This window comes from Zavarzinia marina (genome assembly GCF_021568905.1).
In the GTDB taxonomy this organism is placed as follows: domain Bacteria; phylum Pseudomonadota; class Alphaproteobacteria; order Zavarziniales; family Zavarziniaceae; genus Zavarzinia; species Zavarzinia marina.
Window position 1 is genome coordinate 731,131 of the sequence record NZ_JAKGSB010000001.1, and the last position, 20,233, is coordinate 751,363.

Below are 20,233 nucleotides of genomic sequence, written 5' to 3' on the forward strand. Positions count from 1 at the left end.
GTTACGGCCGGGTTCCCGCACCATGACCGGGCACGAGCGGACGGACGCGGCCGGGCTGGCCGCGCGCTTCCAGGCCGCCCTCGCGCGAGGCGCCCATGGCGAGGCGCTGCCCCTCGCCGAACGCCTGCTGGTTCTGATGCCCGATCATGCCGGACTTCATTACAATCGTGGCCTCCTCCTCCGGAAACTCGGGCGCGACGCCGACGCCGTGCCGGCCTTCGACGCGGCGCTGGCGCTGGACCGCCATCACGCCAATGCCCTCTTCGAGAAGGCAGCCGCGCTGTTCGATCTGGGGGCCGTCGAGACGGCGGCGGCGCTGTTCACCGCCTATCTCGACATGCGGCCGGAAGATGCCGACGCGCGGCTCAATCTCGGCAATGCCCTGCTGGGCCTCGGCCGGGCGGGTGACGCCCTCGGCCATCTGCGCCGGGCCCATGCCCAGGCCCCCTCGCCCCTCACGATCCGGGCGCTGGCCGTGGCACTGCGCGATACCGGCGACCTCGCGGGCTGCCGCGCCATGCTGGGCGAACTGCCGGCGGACGAGCCCCAGGCGGCGGCGCTGCGCCTCAAGATCCTGACCCAGGGGGCCAAGGGCGCGCTTCGCCTCGATCCCGCTCAGTTCCCGCCGGCGCGGTAGTGGCGGCGGTAGAAGCCGCGCTCTTCCTGCAGGCCGTCCTCGATCGCGAGGTGACGTTCGAAACCCTCGGCATCGAAGGCGCCGGTCTCGATCTCGATGGCTTGGCGCTTCACCGGCCAGCCCTGGGCGACGGGGGTGCCGGCGGGCAGCACGCCTTCGAAAGCCGGATCGGTCCAGAGCGCCGGGAAATGCACGAAACCGTCCCTGAAGCGGTCGCAGTCGACGATGCCGGTCAGGGTGCGAAACGGCAGGTCGGTCCGGTTCGCCGGATGGCCGAACAGCATGGACCAGCCTTCGGGCAGGTCGACGGTCCAGAAATTGGTGAACTTCAGGACGAATTGGCCGGTCGGCACGGCGGGCACGCCCGTCGCCTGTTCCGGCACATGGAGGCCCAGGGGGGATCGGGTCAGCCGGCTGCGGGGGTCGCGCGGCGGATCCCAGTCCCAGGAGAATTCGCCGTTCGCGACCGTCACATCGGTCGCCAGCGGGAACAGGATGCCGGCCTGCATGGCATCGACGAAGGGCGGACATTGCTTCACCGTCCGCACCTCGGCCCCGGCGAGGGCGGCGCTTTCGGCCGTCGCCGGCATCCGCTTCAGCCAGTCCGGCAGATGGCCGGCGGCCAGCGTCGGCTTCGGCAGGATCGTTTCGTATCCGGGCAGGCAGGCGAAGCGGATCTTCATCCCTTGCGTCTCGTCAGCAGCGTATGCGTGACGGCGACGATAATGGTGATGGCGACGAAGATCACGCCGATCGCGTTGATCATGGGCGAAAGCCCGAAGCGCATGCGCGAACCGATCTCCGTGACCAGGGTCCAGGAACTGCCGATGGCGAAGAAGGTCGTGTTGTAATTCTCGATCGACTGCAGGAAGGAGATCACGCAGGCGGTCAGGATGGTCGGCATCAGGAACGGCAGGGTCACGCGGCGGAACAGGAACAGCGGCGAGGCCCCGAGGTCGAGGGCCGCCTCCTCCAGCGTGCGGTCCTGGCGCTGCAGGCGCGCCATCAGCATCAGCATGCAATAGGAGGCGATGAAGGAGGTCTGGGCGATGGCGGCGGTAAAGAGCCCGGCCTGGACCGAGAAGAAGTCGCGCCAGAAGATCATTGTGGTGACGCCGAGGACGACACCGGGCATCAGCACCGGCGAGACCAGAACGGTATAAAGCAGCGTATTGGCCCGCGACTGCATGCGCGTCAGGATCATGGCGCCGGCGACGCCGAGGGGAATGGACAGCACGATGACGCCGCCCGCGATCAACAGGGAATGCATCAGGCCCTGGACGAAGCGGGTATCGCCCGGCAGTTCCTCGAACCACTTCAGCGTGAAGCCCTGCCAGTCGGTGACGGACGGCATGGGCGACTGGTTGAAGGCCGCCGCCACCATGAACAGCAGCGGCAGGAACATATAGGCGAAGAAGACGACGACATAGAGATTGAGAACGGCATCGCCCCATTCGACGCGGCGGCGGCGATGGGCGGGGGCGGCGGCCTGGCCGGCGGCGGAAACGGAGACGGTCATTTCGCGATATCCCGGATGCCGACCTTGAAGATGCGCATGGTCGCGAAGATGAAGATCACGCAGGCGACCAGCAGGGCGAGGGAATAGGCCGAACCCTGGTTCCAGCTGTCCGCCTCGAAGAAGCGCCGGTAGATGAGCTGGCTGAACCAGTCGGGATGCAGGCCGCGGCCGACGATTTCCGGCGCCGCGATCGAACCGGCCGAGAGCATGAAGGTCATGATCGCGCCGACGGCGATGCCGGGCTTGGCATGGGGAATGACCACCCGGGTGTGGATACGCCAGCTCGACGCGCCGAGATCGCGCGCGGCTTCGAGCTGATTGGGGTCCAGGGTGTCGATCGTGTTGTAGATCGGGAACACCATGAACAGCACATAGGCATAGACCATCACCAGGAACACGGCGCCGTTGGAGGCGACGAAGCGGATCCCCTCCCCGGCCTCGAGGTCGATGAAGCCGAGGGCATCGAACAGCGAATTCAGGATGCCGTTCTTCTCCAGGATCATGACCCACGAGAAGATGCGCAGCAGCTCGTTGATGGCATAGGGAATGACCAGCAGCAGCAGCATGACCGTCAGCTTGCCCTTGCTCCGGGTCGTCGCGGCGACGAAGGCGACCGGATAGCAGATCAGGAAACTGAGCACGGTGACGCAGAGGGCATAGAACAGCGTCAGCACGAAGATACGGACGTGGACCATGCTCATCGTGGTGAAATTCTCGAAGGAATAACGCTCCTTCATGCCCGCCTCGCCGGAGGACGTATCCTCCCGGGCTTCGAGGTCCGCGATCCGGCCTTCGAGCGTCGCGACCTTGGCCGCGATCTCGGCCAGCCGCGCGTCGCGATCGGCCGGGGACAGGCGCGCCGCGGCGCCGCCCGAAGGCCCGGCCCCCGGAACGCCGATGGTCGGGCCGCCCATCGAAGGCGCACCGAAGGACGGCACCCCGGACGATGGCGCGCTTTCCGCCTCGGCCTGGGCGTGAAGGTCCGCCGCTTCCTGGTCGAGCTGGAATTTCTCGGTATAGGCGCGGTCGATTTCGATGGCGATCATCGCCGTCTCGCCCGCGCGATCCTCGTAGATGAAGGCGCGCTGGATGGTGCGGACGCCGGGGACCAGGATCATCAGCAGAACCCAGGCCGCGACCAGGGCGACGAAGAGGACCGTCAGGCCCCGGCCGTAGGTCTTGATCAGGGCGTGCATGGCGTCACGCCCTTTCCTTGGCCAGATTGCCCGGCCGCATCATCACCGTATGGCGCCAATGGAAGCCGAGGGCGATGGCCTGCTCGCCCGGCACATGGGTTTCGCCGGTATTGTGCATGTTCACATGGACCGGATAGTCGCCGGCGCGGAGGTAGAGGTTGATCAGCGCGCCTTCGAGGTCGCGCCGTTCGAGCCGGGCGCTCAGCGTGTTCAAACCCCGTTCGGCGGCGCCCATGGCATTGCCGTTCATCAGTTCGATCTGCTCCGGCCGCACCATGACCAGCGCCTCCTCGCCCGGGGTCAGGGCGTTGCGGTTGACGCCGTGCAGTAGGCCGTGCTCGGTCTCGACCGAGATCCCCTCGCCTTCGGTGGCGACGACGCGGCCGCGGAACACGTTCTGTTCGCCGACGAAGGTCGCGGCGAAGGCGGTCTCCGGCCGGTTGTAGATGCCTTCGGCGCTGGAGACCTGTTCGATCCGGCCCTCGTTCATCACCGCCACGCGGTCGGACATGGCCAGCGCCTCGCCCTGGTCGTGGGTGATGTAGATGAAGGTGACGTTGGTCTTGCGCTGGATCGCCTTCAGTTCCGCGCGCATGTGCTGGCGCAGCTTGAGATCGAGGGCGGAGAGCGGTTCGTCGAGCAACAGGACCGAGGGTTCGACCGCAAGCGCCCGTGCGATCGCGACGCGCTGGCGCTGGCCGCCCGAAAGCTCCGTCGGCTTCTTCTCGCCCTGGCCGGTCAGGGCGACGAGGTCGAGCAGTTCCTCGGCGCGCTTGCGCCGCTTCGCCTTGGACTCGCCCCGGGCTTCGAGCCCGAAGGCGATGTTCTCCCAGACCGACATCAGGGGAAACAGCGCGAGGTTCTGGAAGATCAGAGCGGTCGGGCGCTTGTTCGGGCCGATGCCGTTCATGACCGTGTCGCCGATCGAGATGGTGCCGCTCGACGGCTCCAGAAAGCCGGAGATCATGCGCAGGATCGTGGTCTTGCCGCAGCCGGACGGTCCCAGGATCGAGAAGAATTCCCCGGCCTTGATGGTCAGGTCGGTCGGATGAACGGCGGTGAAGCCGTTCGGATAGACCATCGAAACATTCTGCAGAACGACGTCCTGGCCCGCCATGACACCCTCACTTCACGATTGCCGCTCCTGAAATGGCGATGGGAAGGCGACGCCGGGCGCCGCCTTCCCCACCTTCGCGATGTCGCGGATCAGGCGTTGGTGATCCGGTCGACATATTCCTGGCGCAGCGGCGCGAACCAGGGGGTATCGGCCTGCCACCACCACAGATTGGCGAGGTTCTCGTTGTTGTAGACTTCGGCGAACTGCTTCTTGTAGTCGTCGCCGGCATGATCGGCGGCGCCCGAAACGGCCGAGTTGTAGCCGGTGTTGGCCGACATCATGCCCGCCATCACCGGGTCCAGCATGGCATTGATGAAGGCGTAGCCCTGTTCCTTGTTCTCGGAACCGGCCGGGGTGCCGACCGAGTCCATCCAGGTGATGCCGCCTTCCTTGGGCATGCGGTACTTGTAGGCCGCGTTCTCGCGGTTCAGCAGCAGGCCGGTGGTGTCCCAGGTCTGGGCGATCTTGGCGCCGGCCTGCTTGAAGGCGTTGGTCGCCTCGGTCGCGTTGTTCCAGAAGGCCGCGATATTGTCCTTGTGGGCGATGATGAACTTGGCGCAGGCGTCCCACACGCGGCGGGCGTCGTCCTCGGTCTTGTAGACGTCGAGCATGCGGTTGGTCTGGATCTCGCCCTTGGCCTCGAGATAGAGGCCGACGCCCATGATCACCGATTTCTGGCGGAAGGCGGCCTTGCCCTTGGCTTCCGGCGTCCACAGCGAACCATAGGAGACGTCGGCGTCCGCGATCGGCAGGGCTTCGGTGTCGATGGTGATCGCCTCGGTGCCCCAGTTGAAGGGCAGCAGCATGCGCTTGCCGCGATAGGTGCCGCCGAGCGCCACCGAGTCCCGCAGCATCGAAGGGATGACGTTGTCGAGCTTCAGCTTGGCTTCGTCGAGCGGCGCCAGAAGATCGTCGGGGTAATAGTTGTTGCCGTTGGTGATCGACGGGAAGATGACGTCGAAGCCCTTGCCGCCGGCGGCCTTCAGCTTCTGTTCGGCCTCGTCGTTCGAGCCGTAGGTGGTCAGATTGACCTTGATGCCCGTCTCTTTCTCGAACTTGTCGATCATGTTCTGCTGAACATAGTCGCCCCAGGCGAAGACGTTGACGGTGCCCGAGGAAGCGAGCGCATCGCGGGCCCGCAGGATGGCGGGCGCGGCGGCGACGGCGCCGGTCGCGGCGGCGGTCCTCAAGAGCGTGCGGCGAGAAATCATGTCCATCTCCTGTTCACGGTCGAGAGGGGGCCTGCCCATGCAGCCGCGCCTTCTCAAGCCCGCCCTATAGCGACAGAGCCTGACACTTCCTTGTCATTGTCGTGAACAATGGATGACGGGCGGACCGTCGCGACCGGCCCGCCGATGCTCGCGGCCCGAACCCGCCGCAAGGCCGCAAACGGCGCCGGATCAGCGCCGGGTATTGTTTTCGACGGAACCCAGCTTGTCGCGCGCGTCGAGCGTGTTCTGCTCTATGGAACCGAGCTTGTCACGGATTTCTATCTGCGCGATGAAGATTTCGGCGACTGCACGGATGGCGACGAAACCGATGATCAGGATTCCGGCGTTGAGCAGCAGTACGGAAGGAAGAACGGCCGGATCGAGGCTCGCGGCCGTCCAAATATCCTCCACGACATAGGTCGCGAGAACGATGACGGCGATGCCATACGCGAAGCGTACGATGCCCGAACCCATCGGACGGCTGAGAAAAAAGAGAGAGCCCATCATTACGTCCCCCGACAAATGATGCGGTTCAAAAAAATGGCGCTCTACCCTGAACGGGTATTGCGAACTCACATTTTTTTGTGCAGCGCGAAAAGACTGACGTCGACCGGTGGGGGAGTCAACCAATCACGTCCATGAGACGCGACATTTTCATACTCTCGGAGCGTGCGAAAATCGCGGCATTTCCTCGGGAGAGTTCAGCGGCGCCACAACAGGCGCTCACCGTGCACGACGGTCCTTTCGGCAGCTTCGGGATGGCGGAAAGGTCGCCGATCATCGCGCGGGCGGCGACGGCCCGCGCAAGGGCCGGGAACGCCTGCCGCTCGCGGCGGGCGAATTCCAGATTCCGGACGGAAGACTGGCTGGTATCGGCGATTGCCTGTGTCGGACGGGCCGCCGTTCGGCCCGCGACATGGCGTCTCCTACGGGATTCGAACCCGTGTCGCCGCCGTGAAAGGGCGGTGTCCTAGGCCTCTAGACGAAGGAGACGAAGAGGCGTCGCGTTTGCGAGGCGCCTCAAGTACAAAACCGCGAAGCGCCGGTCAACCAAAAAAGAAGAAAGCATGCCTAGGGCTCGCGATGGGCGTCCCAGAGCTTGAATTCATGGGCGATGAAACGCTCCATCATGTCGCGATAGATGGCCTCGATCAGGTCGGCGTTGGCGCCTTGGGCCTGAGATTCTCTGCGGACCTTGGTCACCACGTCCTCGATCCGGTCCTCGTCACGGACGATGCTGCGGGTCGGCTTGATTCGGCCGGCATCGGCGATCCGCTGTTCGCGTTCCGCCAAGAGGCGCACGATCTCGCGGTCCAGGCGGTCGACCTCGGCGCGGACTTCTTCCATGGTGTTGCAGCGTGTCATGAGCCCATCCTAGCGGCTGACGGCGGGTGCCGCATCCTCGATGAAGAGGCGAAGGCGGCTGCGCCCCTGCCAGACCTCGGCCCGGACATGGCCGACCAGATGGAGCGGCGTGCCCGCGCTTGCCGCCGCCGACAGGCCTTCGATCACCGCGCCGTCGCCATGACGGAACGCGACCGCCTCGGCATTGCGCCCGCCGCCGTCGGCGAGGCGAAGCCGCAGATGGCCCCGTCCCATGGGGGCGGCATGGGCGATGCGGATCTCGGGCAGGACGAAGCGCGGTTCCGGATTGCCCTGGCCGAAGGGGGCAACCTGGCCAAGGCGCGACACTAGATCATGATTGAGACCGGCGAGACCGATGGCGGCGTCGATCTTCAGGCCGTCGGCGGCAAGGGCCTGCTCGACCTGATCGGCCATGCGCCCGGCCCAGAAGCGTTCCAGATCGTCGAGGCGCGCGGCCTGGACGGTGATCCCCGCCGCCATGGCATGACCGCCCCCCTCCTCCACGAGGCCGGAGGCGCGGGCGGCGGCGACGGCGGCGCCGAGGTCGATGCCGACGATGGAGCGGCCGGAGCCCTTGGCGCGCCCGTCCGGCTGAATCGAGAGCACGAAACAGGGCCGGCGATAGCGTTCCTTGAGGCGCGAGGCGACGATGCCGATGACGCCGGGGTGCCAGCCTTCGCCCGCCGCCATCACGAGCGGGCCGACGCCGTTGGAGCCGGCAAGCCGCGCCTCCACCGCTTCGATCGCCGCCGCCTCCACTTCCTTTTCTATGGCTTGGCGTTCGCGGTTCAGACCGTCGAGGCGCAGGGCGACGGCACCGGCGAATTCCGGATCGTCGGTCGAGAGCAATTGCGCGCCGAGATCCGCCTGCCCGACCCGCCCGCCGGCATTGACCCGGGGCCCCAGCAGATAGCCAAGGTGATAGGCGCTCGGCGCCGTATCGACGCGGGCGACGTCCATCAGGGCCGAGATGCCGACATTGCCCCGCGTCGCCATCACCTTCAGGCCCTGGGTGACGAAGGTGCGGTTCAGGCCCTTCAGGGGCACCACGTCCGCCACCGTGCCCAGCGCCACGAGATCCAGGAGCCCCATCAGATCGGGCACCGGCCGGTCGCCGAAGAATGCGCGCAGGCGCAATTGCCGGTTCAGGGCAACGATCAGGAGGAACGTCACCCCCACCGCCGCCAGATGGCCGAGGCCGGAGGCATCGTCCAGCCGGTTGGGATTGACCAGGGCGCGCACCGGCGGCAGTGCCGGCTCCGCCTGATGATGGTCGGAGACGATGACGTCGAGCCCCGCTTCCCGTGCCGCCTCGAACGGCTGGAAGGCGAGCGTGCCGCAATCGACGGCGACGACCAGATTGATCCCTTCCGCCGCCAGTTGGCGCAGGGCCGGCGCATTGGGGCCATAGCCCTCGCGCTGGCGGTCGGGGACATAGAGGCGCAGATCCCGGCCGATCGCGTTGAAGTAACGCATGAGGATGGCGGCGGAAGTCGCGCCATCCACGTCATAATCGCCGAAGACGGCGATCCGCTCCCCGGCTTCGACGGCATCCGCCAGACGGGCGGCGGCGGCTTCCATGTCGGCGAGGGTCGCCGGGTCGGGCATGTCGGTGCGAAGGCTGGGGCCGAGGAAACGGTCGACACCGTCGAGGTCGATGCCGCGCCCGATCAGGATGCGGGCGGTCACCGGGTCGAGCCCGGTCGCCTGAGCGAGCGCCAGCGCCGCCCGCTCGTCCTGGACGCGGAAACGCCAGGGGCGCCCGGCGAAGGAACGGTCGACGCCGAGGACGAGATCCGAAGACGGGGCGAGCGGCGAATCGAGCGGCATGGCCGCCATTCTAGGCGCGGGAAATCGCGCTGTCGTCGTCGCGGAAGAAATGCAGGTCGCCGGGGTCGGCGCCGAGGCGGACGGCCTGCCGGGACCGCACGTCGGCGGCGCCCTGACCGCGCAGGACGATGTCGCCGCCAGCCTCGAGCGCGATGTGGAGGAGATGGCTGTCGCCGAGACTCTCCACCCGCTTCACGGTGCCGGCCAGCGGACCTTCGGGATCGAGGATCAGGTGTTCGGGCCGGACGCCCAGGGTGACCGCCCCGCCGCCCTTCCGCCAGGCCGGGGGCAGCTTCGCGACCGGCAGGAAGTTCATGGCCGGCGCGCCGATGAAACCGGCGACGAAACGGTTGGCCGGACGACGATAGAGATCGAGGGGCGCCCCCACCTGCTCCACCCGGCCGCCGTTCAGGACGACGATGCGGTCGGCCAGGGTCATGGCTTCGACCTGGTCGTGGGTCACATAGATCATGGTGGTACCGAGGCGCTGATGGAGGGCGGCGATCTCGCCCCGCATCTGGGTGCGCAGCGCCGCGTCGAGATTGGACAGCGGTTCGTCGAACAGGAAGACGCGGGGTTCGCGCACGATGGCCCGGCCGATGGCGACGCGCTGGCGCTGGCCGCCCGACAATTGCTTGGGCAGGCGGTCGAGCAGGTCGGAGAGTTCGAGGGTGGCGGCGACCGCCCTCACCTTCTCCGCGACCGCGGCCTTGTCGTGACGCCCGAGGGTCAGGCCGAAGGCGATGTTCTCGAACACGCTCATATGGGGATAGAGGGCATAGGACTGGAACACCATGGCGACGCCGCGCTTTGCCGGCGCCACGTCGTTCACGCGGGTATCGGCGATGAAGAGATCGCCGGCCGTGATCTCCTCCAGCCCCGCGATCAGGCGCAGCAGGGTGGATTTCCCACAGCCGGACGGGCCGACGAAGACGATGAATTCCCCCTCCTCGATGTCGAGGTCGACATCCCGGATCACGGTGGCGCGGCCGAATGTCTTGCGGATGCCGGACAGGCGGAGGGCGGCGGTCATGGCGGTCACCCCTTCACGGCGCCGGCGGTCAGGCCGGCGACGATGCGACGCTGGAAGACGAGGACGAGAAGAATGAGGGGCGCGGTCACGATCACCGAGGCGGCCATGATGTTGCCCCAGGGCAATTCATATTGGGTGGCCCCCGTGATCAGGGCGATGGCGACGGGCACGGTGCGCATGTCGTTGGTGAGCGTGAAGGTCAGCGCGAAGAGGAATTCGTTCCAGGCGACGATGAAGGCGAGCAGACCGGTCGCCGCCATGGCCGGCCCCATCAGCGGCAGGAACACGAGGCGCACCACCTGGAACGGCGTCGCGCCGTCGACGAATGCCGCTTCCTCCAGTTCGCGCGGCAGGTCGGCCATGAAGGTCGTCAGCACCCAGACCGTGAACGGCAGGGTCAACACCATGTTGGCGACGATCAGCCCCGGCAGCGAATTATAAAGGCCGAAGGCGCGGATCATCTCGAACATGCCGGTCAGCACCGCGACCTGGGGAAACATGGAGACCGACAGAATGGTCGCCAGCAGCAGCCCCCGCCCCCGGAACGAGACCCGCGCCAGGGCATAGGCGGCCAGCAGCCCGAGCAGCAGGGAGAGCACCACGACGGCGAGCGCGACCACCACCGAATTCAGGATGTTCCGGCCGAAGGGCTGTTCGGTGAAGACGGCGCGGTAGTTCGCAAGGTCGAACATCGGCAGATAGGTGACCTCGAACAGGTCGGAGCCCGATTTGAAGCTGGAGACCACGGCGTAATAGAAGGGAAAGCCGGCGAAGAGGACGATCAGCCCCACGCCCAGGAAAAAGAGGATGCCGGGCCGCCCGCTCATCGCGCCGCCCCCATGCGCACCCGGCCGAGGGTCAACACCACGGCAGTCATCACCGCCACGAGCACGAACAGCAGCGCGGCGGCGGCGGAGCCGTAGCCGACGTCCTGGAAATCGACCAGTTGCTGGCGCGCGAAGACCGAGACCGTCATGGTGTCGGCATTGTTCGCGGCCATGACATACATGAGGTCGAAGGCGCGCAGCGCGTCGAGGCCCCGGAAGATCACGGCGACCATCAGGGCCGGCCGGATCAGCGGCAGGGTGATGCGGAAGAAGACACGCAGCCGCGAGACGCCGTCGATGCGCGCCGCCTCGTAGATGTCGCCCGGCAGGGTCTGGAGCGCGGCGAGCACCAGCAGCGCCATGAAGGGTGTGGTCTTCCAGACGTCGACCGCGATCACGGCGCCGAGAGCCGTCGCCGAATTGGCCATCCAGGCGATCGGCGCCTCGATCAGGCCGAGGCCCAGCAGCATGTCGTTGATGACGCCGAACTGGTCGTGGAGCATCCAGCCCCACATCTTGGCCGAGACGATGGTCGGGATCGCCCAGGGGATCAGCACGGCGGCGCGCACCAGCCCCCGGCCCCGGAACGGCCGGTTGAGGACCAGCGCGATCAGAATGCCGAACACCGTCTCCAGCCCGACCGAGGCGCCGGTGAAGACCAGCGTATTGCCGACCGCACGCCACCATTTGGCATCGCCGAACAGTCCGCCCCATTCCGGGTTCCAGAAATTGTCGAAGCCGACGAAGCCATGGTCGGCCATGTCGCTGAGGGTGGCGTCGGTGAAGGCGTAATAGAGAGTCCGCCCCAGCGGCCAGCCGGCCGCGAGTGCCAGGGCCAGCACCATGGGGGCCAGGAACCAGAGCGCGGCGCGGACCTTCTGGCTCGCCAGACCTGATTTGGCCAATCCAGACTTCGCGAGGCCGATACGCGCCTGCACCACCCTGCCCTTACCAGCCGCGGCGCTTGAGTCCGGCGAGCGTATCCGCGAGTTCGGCCAGCGCCGGTGCCGCTTCGGCCTTGCCGTTCAGCACTTCATGGACGGTTTCGGCGAAGGCGGCGGAGACGCGGTTATATTTGGCCCCGGTCGCCCGCGACGGCCGCGCGACGGCATTGGTGAACGTGTCGTAGAGATCGCCGAAGAAGGGCACGGCCGCCAGAACCTCGGCGTCCTCGTAGAGGGCGGCGACGGTCGGGTTGTAGGAACCTTCGATGGCCCGGCGCTTCTGTTCCTCGGCCGAGGTCAGGAACATGACGAGATCGGCCGCGATCTCGGGATGGGCCGAATATTTCGAGACGGCGAGATTCCAGCCGCCGAGGGTGCCGGTGTGATGGCCCGCTTCGCCCCCCATGGGCAGGGCGACGACGCCGACCTTGTCCTTCACCGGGCTGTCGTCCGACTGCGCCAAGGCCCAGGCATAGGGCCAGTTGCGCATGAACACCGCATTGCCCGACTGGAACACGCCCCGCGCCTCTTCCTCCGTATAATTGAGGACGCCCTGGGGCGAGATCGTGCCGATCCAGCCGGCGGCCTCGGTCAGGGCTGCAACGGCGGCGGGATTGTCCACCGTCACCTCGCCCTCGGCATCGACGATGGTGCCGGCGCCATAGGAATCGAGCCATTCGAGGCCGTTGCAGGTCAGGCCCTCGTAGACCCGTCCCTGGAAGACATAACCCCAGAGACCGTCGCCGCCGGCGGCGCGTTCGCCGTCCTGCACGATGCGCGCGGTCTCCGCCATCTCCGCCCAGGTGCTCGGCGCCGCGCGGCCGTATTTCGCCAGCAGGTCCTTCCTGTAGAAAAGTACGCCGGCATCGGTGAACCAGGGCATGGCCTTCAATTCGCCATCGACCGTGTTGTTGTCGACGATCGCCTGGAAATGGGCCTTCGGCGCATCACCGGCATAGGGCGAGAGGTCGATCAGATGCTCGCCCAGGATGCCCGGCCAGATGACGTCGACCTGCAGCACGTCGATGTCGCCGGCGCCGGCCGCCAGGATCTGCTGATAGAGCGCCAGGCGTTCCGTCGCCGAATTGGGGGTGGAGACCACCTTCACCGTATGGCCCGTCTTCTCGGACCAGCGTGTCACGCCGTCCTGGCAGAGCTGAAGCTCGATGCCCAGCGCCCCGCAGGAAATAGAAATTTCCTCGGCCCGCGCCTGTGAAGCGAGAGATCCGGCCATCAGCACCGCGCCACCGAATAATAATGCTTTCGTCCTGAACATGATTATCCCCCCGGTGCAGGCACCGTGCGTTCGCGGTTTGTGAGATGGGGATGGATGGTAGGACAATGAGCCGGGGTGTCAAATCTGTGCGAAGCCTGGCGTCCCGATTTCGCCGTCTTGGCCAATTCGCAGGCGATGGGGGTCGTTTGCACTTCGGGGCGTTGCGGGATTTTCGCGGTACGGGAAGACCGCTTCGCCTGCTGGATTTTGTGTGAATCGGCGCCTGCGCCGGTGGCAAGCACAAAATCTTGTGTCGAAGGCAGATTTTTTCGTTCCGACTCGCACGCGCCGGGCCTACAGTTTGTGTCCAACCACGGCGCGTCACCCAACCTATGGGGTTTCCGGCGCGCAGAACAGTGGGCGGGGTGGCGGGCCGTCGGCCTGTCGGCAGGGCGAGCACATCAAATCCGGGGACCAGAAACAATGCGGATCGAGCGGCGATTCACGACCGAAGGCAATTCTCCCTATGCGGGGATCGAATTCACCAGCGTTTCGAGCGAGATCCGTAATCCGGACGGTTCGGTCGTCTTCAAGCTCGCGGACATGCAGGTCCCGGCCGACTGGAGCCAGGTCGCGACCGACATCCTGGCCCAGAAGTACTTCCGCAAGGCCGGCGTTCCGGCGCGCCTGAAGAAGGTGAAGGAAAAGGGCGTGCCGTCCTGGCTGTGGCGTTCCGTGGCCGACGACGCCGCCCTTGCCGCCCTGCCCGAGGACGAGCGTTTCGGCGACGAGCGCAACGCGACCCAGGTCTTCGACCGTCTCGCCGGCACCTGGACCTATTGGGGCTGGAAGTCGGGTATGTTCGACGCGGAAGCCGATGCGCTGGCGTTCCGCGACGAGCTCGCCCACATGCTGGCGACCCAGCGCTGCGCCCCCAATTCGCCGCAGTGGTTCAACACCGGCCTGCATTGGGCCTATGGCATCGACGGTCCGGCCCAGGGCCATTATTACGTCGACGAGAAGACCGGCAAGGTCACCCGCTCCACCTCCGCCTACGAACGCCCGCAGCCCCATGCCTGCTTCATCCAGGGCATCGAGGACGATCTGGTGAACGACGGCGGCATCATGGACCTGTGGATCCGCGAAGCGCGCCTGTTCAAATACGGTTCCGGCACCGGCACCAATTTCTCCAAGCTGCGCGCGGCGAACGAGCGCCTCGGCGGCGGCGGCAAGTCGTCGGGCCTGATGTCCTTCCTGAAGATCGGCGACCGGGCGGCCGGCGCCATCAAGTCGGGCGGCACCACCCGCCGCGCCGCCAAGATGGTGGTGGTCGACATCGACCATCCGGACATCGAGGAATTCATCGACTGGAAGGTGATCGAGGAGCAGAAGGTCGCGGCCCTGGTCGCCGGCTCGAAGCACGCCGAGTTCCACATGAACGCGATCCTGGCGGCCTGCCATGTCGATACGGTCGGCGGCGAAGCCCGCTTCGATCCGAAGCGGAACGACGGTCTGAAGGCCGCGGTCAAGGCGGCCCGCAAGGCGATGATCCCCGACAATTACATCCAGCGTGCGATCCAGTTCGCGAAGCAGGGATACCGCGATCTCGAATTCCGCGTCTATGACACCGATTGGGATTCGGACGCCTATCTGACCGTCTCCGGCCAGAACTCCAACAATTCCGTCCGCGTCACCGACGAATTCCTGGACGCCGTGCTGGCGGATGCCGACTGGAACCTGACCTATCGCACCACCGGCAAGGTCTCGAAGACCGTGAAGGCCAAGGACCTGTGGGAGAAGATCGGCACCGCCGCCTGGCAGTGCGCCGACCCGGGCATCCAGTACCACAGCACCATCAACGACTGGCACACCTGCTCGAATTCGGGCCCGATCCGCGCCTCCAACCCGTGCTCGGAATATATGTTCCTGGACGATACGGCGTGCAATCTGGCGTCCCTGAACCTGCTGACCTTCCGCAACGAGGACGGCACCTTCAACGTCGCCGATTTCGAGCATGGCGTGCGTCTGTGGACCCTGGTCCTCGAAATCTCGGTGACCATGGCGCAGTTCCCCTCGCCCAAGATCGCCGAGCTGTCCTATCGCTACCGCACCCTCGGCCTCGGCTTCGCCAACATCGGCGGCTATCTGATGGCCTCGGGCCTCTCCTATGACTCGGACGAGGGCCGCGCCCTCGGCGGTGCCATCTCGGCCATCATGACCGGCGTCGCCTATGCGACGTCCGCCGAGATGGCGCGCGAGCTGGGCGCCTTCCCGGGCTTTGCCGACAACCGCGAACCGATGCTGCGCGTCGTGCGCAACCATCGCCGCGCCGCACACGGTCTTGCCGCCGGCTACGAGGGGCTGCGCACCCTGCCGGTCGCCCTCGACCATGCCAATCTGCGCGAGATGAGCCTGTCCACCGCCGCCAAGGCGGCCTGGGACCGCGCCCTCGAACTCGGCGAGCAGCACGGCTATCGCAACGCCCAGGCGACGGTGATCGCGCCGACCGGCACCATCGGCCTCGTCATGGATTGCGACACCACCGGTATCGAGCCCGACTTCGCCCTGGTGAAGTTCAAGAAGCTGGCCGGCGGCGGCTATTTCAAGATCATCAACCGCATCGTGCCGGTGGCGCTCGCGACCCTCGGCTATGGCGAGGCGGAGATCCGTGACATCGTCGATTACGCGGTCGGCCACGGCACGCTGGATGGCGCCCCCGCCCTCTCCCACGCCGCGCTGAAGGCCAAGGGCTTCGGCCCGGCCCAGATCGAGGCGGTCGAGAAGAACCTGAAGTCCGCCTTCGACCTGAAGTTCGCCTTCAACAAATGGACCTTCGGCGAGGAATTCTGCATCGACACGCTGAAGCTGCCGGCCGAGAAGCTGGATGACCCGAGCTTCGATTTCCTCGGCGCGCTGGGCTTTTCCAAGGCCGACGTCGAACTGGCGAATGTCTACGTCTGCGGCGCCATGACCCTCGAGGGCGCGCCGCACCTGAAGGACGAGCATCTGCCGGTGTTCGACTGCGCCAATCCCTGCGGCCGGATCGGCAAGCGCTTCCTCTCGGTCGACAGCCACATCCGCATGATGGCGGCGGCCCAACCCTTCATCTCGGGTGCGATTTCCAAGACCATCAACATGCCGTCCTCGGCCACGGTCGAGGATTGCAAGGAAGCCTATCTGCTGTCCTGGCGTCTGGCGCTGAAGGCCAATGCGCTCTATCGCGACGGCTCGAAACTGTCGCAGCCCCTCGCCGCGCAGATCCTCGAGGATGTCGAGGACGAGGTGGGCGAGGATGCGACCCCCATGGTCAAGGGCCAGGTCATCGCCGAACGCATCGTCGAGCGCGTGGTCGAGAAGATCGTGCCCGGCGTCGGCGTCCGCGAGCGCCTGCCCCACCGCCGCAAGGGTTATACCCAGAAGGCGAATGTCGGCGGCCACAAGGTCTATCTGCGCACCGGCGAATACAACGACGGCAAGATCGGCGAACTCTTCATCGACATGCACAAGGAAGGCGCCGCCTTCCGCAGCCTGATGAACAATTTCGCCATCGCGGTCTCGATCGGCCTGCAGTACGGCGTGCCGCTGGAGGAATTCGTGGACGCCTTCACCTTCACCCGCTTCGAGCCGGCGGGCATGGTCGAAGGTAACGAGGTCATCAAGATGGCGACCTCGATCCTCGACTACGTCTTCCGCGAACTGGCCGTTTCCTACCTCGGCCGCAACGACCTCGCTCATGTCGAGCCGGCGGACCTGCGCTTCGACGCCATGGGCGACGGCGCCGACGAAGCCGCCCTCGACGGCGCGCCGGAACGCCGCGAGGCGGTCGACGCCAAGGCCGCCGCCTATCAGGCCGCGGTGACCGCGCCGGTCTCCAACGGCTATGTCCGCTCCAACCTCTATGTCCTCAATGCGGCGGCGCAGGGCCTGCGCCAGGCGGCCCAGGCCGGCAGCCACGCGGTAGAGGCCGAGACGGCGGAAGCGGTCGCCCTGGTCGGCGACCACGACGTCGCGGTCGCGGCCCATGCGGCAACCGGCACCGACGCGGTCAGCGCCGCCGGCGTCGCCGTCTCCGCCGCCGAAACCCGCCTCGCCCGTATCCGCGAGGCGCGCGTGAAGGGTTACGTCGGCGATGCCTGCGGCGATTGCGGCAACTTCACCCTGGTGCGCAACGGGACCTGCCTGAAGTGCGAGACCTGCGGTTCGACCAGCGGCTGCTCGTAAGGTCGGGATCGCGAGGATTGCCGGGGCGCCGTCGCGAAAGCGGCGGCGCCCTTGCTTTACGCGACGTCGGTTGACAGTTTCCGCCGCCCCCCGCACTCATGGGGTGGGCTTACACACAGGGGACGCGCCATGATTCGGCATCTGTTCCTGATCATCTTCGTACTCGCCGGCGGCATCGGGGCCAGCCAGGTGCCGAATTTCGTCCGTGCCTACGAGCAGCGGCTGGGCGGCGCTCTGGGCGAAGTGCAGAAGCTGGTGGATGCCTTCACCGTGCAGGCCGAGGCCGAGGGCCTGAGCTTCGATCAGCTCGCCGCCCGCCACCGGGACTCGGGCGACAGCGCCGTGCGCGGCACGGCCGACCGCATGGTGGCCCTGGAAATGCGCCGCGACCAGCTCGCGGCGGAGATGGCGGCGCTCTCCGCCGCCCCCGGCGGTATCGACAAACTGTGGGTGATGACCCAGGGCGCGGACAGCGAATTGCTGCGCGACACCCTGTCGGCTTATGAGGTCACGGCGACCCTGGATCCGATTTTCGGCGGTGCCGGCGTTCTCGGCGGCTGGGCCCTGTTCGGTGCTTTCGCCGCCCTCTTCCGCCCGCGCCGCAGGAAGCTCCGGATGCCCCCGAACGGCAGCAGCGCACGGCGCTGACCGCCCCTTCCCCAAAAGCCGTCGTCCCGGCGAAGGCCGGGACCTCCCTCCGATGAGGGCGCTCTTCCGTCGGAAGATCCCGGCCTTCGCCGGGATGACGCGCGTGGGGGGAAGCGCATCGTTCGCCCGCTCAGGCCGCGCGTGGCAGGCGGGCGGCGGTCCAGATGCGGTCGAGGGCGGCGACCAGCTTGTCCATCATGGGATCGTCGTGGAACGGCGACGGCGTGAAGCGCAGCCGTTCGGTGCCGCGCGGCACGGTCGGGAAATTGATCGGCTGGACGTAGATGCCGTCCACCGCCAGCAGTTCGTCAGAGATCGCCTTGCAGCGCACCGGATCGCCCACCATGACCGGCACGATGTGGGACGGCGACTGCATCACCGGCAGGCCGGCATCGGCCAGCTTGCGCTTCAGGGTGGCGGCGCGCTCCTGATGGCGTTCGCGGAGATCGTTGTGGCGGCGCAGATACTGGATCGAGGCGCAGGCCCCCGCCGCGATCACCGGCGCCAGCGAGGTGGTGAAGATGAAGCCCGGCGCATAGGAGCGCACGCAGTCGACCATCACCGAGGAGCCGGCGATATAGCCGCCCATGGCGCCGAAGGCTTTGCCCAGGGTGCCCTCGATCACATCGATGTCGCCCATGGTGCCCGTCGCCTCGGCGACGCCCGCGCCCTGCTCGCCGTAGAGGCCGACGGCATGGACTTCATCGAGATAGGTGAGCGCGTTGTATTTCTTCGCGACTTCGACGAAATCCGCCAGCGGGGCGATGTCGCCGTCCATCGAATAGACGCTTTCGAAGGCGATGATCTTGGGCGCGTTCGGGTCGCTCTCCTTCAGAAGCTCGACCAGATGCTTCACGTCGTTGTGGCGGAAGATGCGCTTGGGGGCGCCGCCGTGGCGGATACCCTCGATCATGGAGGCATGGTTCAACTCGTCCGAGAAGACGGTGACGCCCTTCAGCACCCGCGACAGGGCCGACAGCGCCGCTTCGTTCGAAACGAAGCCCGACGAGAAGATCAGCGCCGCTTCCTTCCGGTGCAGGCTGGCGAGTTCATCCTCGAGCAGGACATGGGCGCGGCTGGTGCCCGAAATATTGCGCGTGCCGCCGGCGCCGGCGCCGTAGACGTCCAGCGCCTCGTGCATGGCGGCGAGGACTTCGGAATTCTGGCCCTGGCCCAGATAATCGTTGGAACACCAGACGGTGATTTCCTTCGGGCCGTTCGGCCCCTGCCAGGTGGCGCGGGGAAAGGCCCCGCAATGGCGCTTGAGATCGGCGAAGATACGATAACGGCCTTCCCGCTTGAGGTCGGCAATGGCGTTCGAAAATTTCTCGTCGTAGTTCATTCGCCCCGTCCCGGAAACCATTCGCGAACGAGCATCGGTTCCTTACCGCAACATTCCGAACCCCATGGCCCTCGCCACGACGGCCAGGCCCGGAATGGTTCGGCGGCAACGCCCGCATACCCGATGAGACACCTCACAGCAGGCATCATCGTCAGCATTGGTTCACAAATCCTATAACGACGACTTGATCCAAGGCAAAGCTGATCGACAAATGCGAGGGCGCATGTTGACGCAGGCGGGCGCCGCCTGACCTCCCCCCGGAACGGGCGGGCGCCCGGCGCCGGCCTGAAACAGGCCAGCCTGTAACGCGGTCCAGTCGGATCCGAAAAAGCGGACGGCGGAATGCCCCCCGACATCCCGCCGCCCTGGTCGCCCGTCCCCCGACCGGCGACCGCCGGCGGCAGAGCCGCGCGGCACGGGGGGACGATGGCGGATTCGCGGGGCGTGCGCTGTGACGGCGGCCACATTACGGTGCGGTGGCGATCCCGCCGGGCTCAGCGGCCCCGGCGACGGCGTTCCTCGGCCAGTTCGGCGGCGGTGAGCTGCATGCCGCCGATGATTTCATAGGCGAAAGGCGATTTGCCCTGCAGTGGCACTGTGATGGTGACGTGCTCCACCACGCCGCCGGTAATCCTGTTCGATGCGATCGGGATGCTCGTGACATAGCTGGCGCGGCTGACGACCCTGGTGTTCGTCTCGGTCAGGGCGACGAAGAAGGGCACGTCGACACTTCTCAGTTCGCCACCCGCCGGGCCGCGCCGCAGGAACAGAGACATGGCGACGGTCGCGGTGACCTGGTCGGGCCCCGTCGCCTCGCATACGCCCTTGGCGTCGATCATCTCGACCTCGAAGGTGACGTCGTCGGGCGTGCGGCCGGCCCCTTCGGCGAAACGCGTCAGGGTCGTCGCATCGGAAAGCACCGAGACCGTGGGGCAGGGATTCGCGGGATCGGCGGCGGCCGTCGGCGCCTCGCCGCCGCCGCAGGCGGAAAGACCGGCCGCCAGGAGGAGGCCGAACAAGCCCCCGGCCAGGCGCCGCGCCCGCGCGGCGGAACCATGGGTCTTCGCGCTCCGAGCCAAGTCGGCCATCCTTTGCTTTCCTTTCGCTGGCGGTAAGGATTATGGTCG

The 20,233-nt window shown here is 66.7% G+C and carries 17 protein-coding genes and 1 tRNA gene; 3 read left to right on the forward strand and 15 right to left on the reverse strand.

Annotation, left to right across the window (positions count from 1 at the left end):
* Nucleotides 1–22: 22 nt before the first annotated feature.
* Nucleotides 23–637, forward strand: a complete 615-nt coding sequence (locus tag L2U69_RS03455; protein ID WP_236104950.1) for a tetratricopeptide repeat protein — start codon at nucleotides 23–25, stop codon at nucleotides 635–637.
* On the opposite strand, the gene L2U69_RS03460 is transcribed toward L2U69_RS03455, so the two are convergent.
* The 13 genes from L2U69_RS03460 to L2U69_RS03520 form a co-directional block, all read right to left on the reverse strand.
* On the reverse strand, nucleotides 616–1,320 hold the full coding sequence (locus L2U69_RS03460; RefSeq protein ID WP_236104952.1) for a hypothetical protein: 705 nt from the start codon (nucleotides 1,318–1,320) through the stop codon (nucleotides 616–618). The two genes, L2U69_RS03455 and L2U69_RS03460, sit on opposite strands and share 22 nt — an antisense overlap.
* Nucleotides 1,317–2,156, reverse strand: coding sequence for an ABC transporter permease (locus tag L2U69_RS03465; protein WP_236104954.1), 840 nt, complete (start codon nucleotides 2,154–2,156; stop codon nucleotides 1,317–1,319). Before L2U69_RS03465 ends, L2U69_RS03460 begins: the two co-directional genes overlap by 4 nt.
* A complete protein-coding gene (locus tag L2U69_RS03470) occupies nucleotides 2,153–3,352 on the reverse strand; it encodes an ABC transporter permease (RefSeq protein ID WP_236104955.1) in 1,200 nt (399 codons plus the stop codon). The genes L2U69_RS03465 and L2U69_RS03470 overlap by 4 nt, the downstream gene beginning before the upstream one ends.
* Nucleotides 3,353–3,356: 4 nt before the next feature.
* Nucleotides 3,357–4,469 carry an ABC transporter ATP-binding protein gene (locus L2U69_RS03475; RefSeq protein WP_236104957.1) on the reverse strand — a complete coding sequence of 371 codons (1,113 nt, stop codon included), beginning with the start codon at nucleotides 4,467–4,469 and terminating at the stop codon, nucleotides 3,357–3,359.
* Nucleotides 4,470–4,558: 89 nt separating this feature from the next.
* Nucleotides 4,559–5,680 carry an extracellular solute-binding protein gene (locus L2U69_RS03480; RefSeq protein WP_236104958.1) on the reverse strand — a complete coding sequence of 374 codons (1,122 nt, stop codon included), beginning with the start codon at nucleotides 5,678–5,680 and terminating at the stop codon, nucleotides 4,559–4,561.
* 189 nt (nucleotides 5,681–5,869) lie between these two features.
* Nucleotides 5,870–6,187 (reverse strand): hypothetical protein, encoded by a 318-nt coding sequence (locus L2U69_RS03485; protein ID WP_236104961.1) that lies wholly within the window; start codon nucleotides 6,185–6,187, stop codon nucleotides 5,870–5,872.
* Nucleotides 6,188–6,597: 410 nt separating this feature from the next.
* Nucleotides 6,598–6,673: transfer RNA gene (locus tag L2U69_RS03490), tRNA-Glu, on the reverse strand.
* Nucleotides 6,674–6,751: 78 nt separating this feature from the next.
* Entirely contained in the window at nucleotides 6,752–7,045 is a 294-nt protein-coding gene (locus tag L2U69_RS03495) for a chorismate mutase (protein WP_236104966.1), read from the reverse strand.
* 9 nt (nucleotides 7,046–7,054) lie between these two features.
* Nucleotides 7,055–8,875 carry a single-stranded-DNA-specific exonuclease RecJ gene (recJ, locus tag L2U69_RS03500; RefSeq protein WP_236104967.1) on the reverse strand — a complete coding sequence of 607 codons (1,821 nt, stop codon included), beginning with the start codon at nucleotides 8,873–8,875 and terminating at the stop codon, nucleotides 7,055–7,057.
* Between the two features lie 10 nt (nucleotides 8,876–8,885).
* Nucleotides 8,886–9,908 (reverse strand): ABC transporter ATP-binding protein, encoded by a 1,023-nt coding sequence (locus L2U69_RS03505; RefSeq protein WP_236104969.1) that lies wholly within the window; start codon nucleotides 9,906–9,908, stop codon nucleotides 8,886–8,888.
* Nucleotides 9,909–9,913: 5 nt separating this feature from the next.
* Nucleotides 9,914–10,735: a carbohydrate ABC transporter permease gene (locus L2U69_RS03510; RefSeq protein WP_236104971.1), complete on the reverse strand. Its 822-nt coding sequence runs from the start codon at nucleotides 10,733–10,735 to the stop codon at nucleotides 9,914–9,916.
* On the reverse strand, nucleotides 10,732–11,640 hold the full coding sequence (locus L2U69_RS03515) for a carbohydrate ABC transporter permease (protein ID WP_236104973.1): 909 nt from the start codon (nucleotides 11,638–11,640) through the stop codon (nucleotides 10,732–10,734). Before L2U69_RS03515 ends, L2U69_RS03510 begins: the two co-directional genes overlap by 4 nt.
* Nucleotides 11,641–11,683: 43 nt before the next feature.
* A complete protein-coding gene (locus L2U69_RS03520) occupies nucleotides 11,684–12,955 on the reverse strand; it encodes an ABC transporter substrate-binding protein (protein WP_236104975.1) in 1,272 nt (423 codons plus the stop codon).
* A gap of 423 nt (nucleotides 12,956–13,378) precedes the next feature.
* Here L2U69_RS03520 and L2U69_RS03525 point away from each other — a divergent pair, with 423 nt between their 5' ends.
* On the forward strand, nucleotides 13,379–17,116 hold the full coding sequence (locus L2U69_RS03525; protein ID WP_236104978.1) for a vitamin B12-dependent ribonucleotide reductase: 3,738 nt from the start codon (nucleotides 13,379–13,381) through the stop codon (nucleotides 17,114–17,116).
* Between the two features lie 129 nt (nucleotides 17,117–17,245).
* A complete protein-coding gene (locus L2U69_RS03530) occupies nucleotides 17,246–17,764 on the forward strand; it encodes a DUF2937 family protein (RefSeq protein ID WP_236104980.1) in 519 nt (172 codons plus the stop codon).
* A 130-nt stretch (nucleotides 17,765–17,894) separates the two neighbouring features.
* Here L2U69_RS03530 and hemA read toward each other — a convergent pair whose 3' ends face one another.
* Both hemA and L2U69_RS03540 read right to left on the reverse strand, forming a co-directional pair.
* Entirely contained in the window at nucleotides 17,895–19,106 is a 1,212-nt protein-coding gene (gene hemA, locus L2U69_RS03535) for a 5-aminolevulinate synthase (protein ID WP_236104982.1), read from the reverse strand.
* Between the two features lie 494 nt (nucleotides 19,107–19,600).
* Nucleotides 19,601–20,185: a hypothetical protein gene (locus L2U69_RS03540; protein ID WP_236104983.1), complete on the reverse strand. Its 585-nt coding sequence runs from the start codon at nucleotides 20,183–20,185 to the stop codon at nucleotides 19,601–19,603.
* Between the last annotated feature and the right edge of the window lie 48 nt (nucleotides 20,186–20,233).

Excerpts from the sequence above, each read along its gene's own strand:
- L2U69_RS03510 (WP_236104971.1), bottom strand. The coding sequence starts at position 10,735 with ATGAGCGGGCGGCCCGGCATCCTCTTTTTCCTGGGCGTGGGGCTGATC.
- L2U69_RS03465 (WP_236104954.1), bottom strand. The coding sequence starts at position 2,156 with ATGACCGTCTCCGTTTCCGCCGCCGGCCAGGCCGCCGCCCCCGCCCAT.
- L2U69_RS03480 (WP_236104958.1), bottom strand. The coding sequence starts at position 5,680 with ATGATTTCTCGCCGCACGCTCTTGAGGACCGCCGCCGCGACCGGCGCC.
- recJ (WP_236104967.1), bottom strand. The coding sequence starts at position 8,875 with ATGCCGCTCGATTCGCCGCTCGCCCCGTCTTCGGATCTCGTCCTCGGC.
- L2U69_RS03455 (WP_236104950.1), top strand. The coding sequence starts at position 23 with ATGACCGGGCACGAGCGGACGGACGCGGCCGGGCTGGCCGCGCGCTTC.
- L2U69_RS03460 (WP_236104952.1), bottom strand. The coding sequence starts at position 1,320 with ATGAAGATCCGCTTCGCCTGCCTGCCCGGATACGAAACGATCCTGCCG.
- L2U69_RS03475 (WP_236104957.1), bottom strand. The coding sequence starts at position 4,469 with ATGGCGGGCCAGGACGTCGTTCTGCAGAATGTTTCGATGGTCTATCCG.
- hemA (WP_236104982.1), bottom strand. The coding sequence starts at position 19,106 with ATGAACTACGACGAGAAATTTTCGAACGCCATTGCCGACCTCAAGCGG.
- L2U69_RS03470 (WP_236104955.1), bottom strand. The coding sequence starts at position 3,352 with ATGCACGCCCTGATCAAGACCTACGGCCGGGGCCTGACGGTCCTCTTC.
- L2U69_RS03525 (WP_236104978.1), top strand. The coding sequence starts at position 13,379 with ATGCGGATCGAGCGGCGATTCACGACCGAAGGCAATTCTCCCTATGCG.
- L2U69_RS03505 (WP_236104969.1), bottom strand. The coding sequence starts at position 9,908 with ATGACCGCCGCCCTCCGCCTGTCCGGCATCCGCAAGACATTCGGCCGC.
- L2U69_RS03520 (WP_236104975.1), bottom strand. The coding sequence starts at position 12,955 with ATGTTCAGGACGAAAGCATTATTATTCGGTGGCGCGGTGCTGATGGCC.
- L2U69_RS03495 (WP_236104966.1), bottom strand. The coding sequence starts at position 7,045 with ATGACACGCTGCAACACCATGGAAGAAGTCCGCGCCGAGGTCGACCGC.
- L2U69_RS03530 (WP_236104980.1), top strand. The coding sequence starts at position 17,246 with ATGATTCGGCATCTGTTCCTGATCATCTTCGTACTCGCCGGCGGCATC.
- L2U69_RS03485 (WP_236104961.1), bottom strand. The coding sequence starts at position 6,187 with ATGATGGGCTCTCTCTTTTTTCTCAGCCGTCCGATGGGTTCGGGCATC.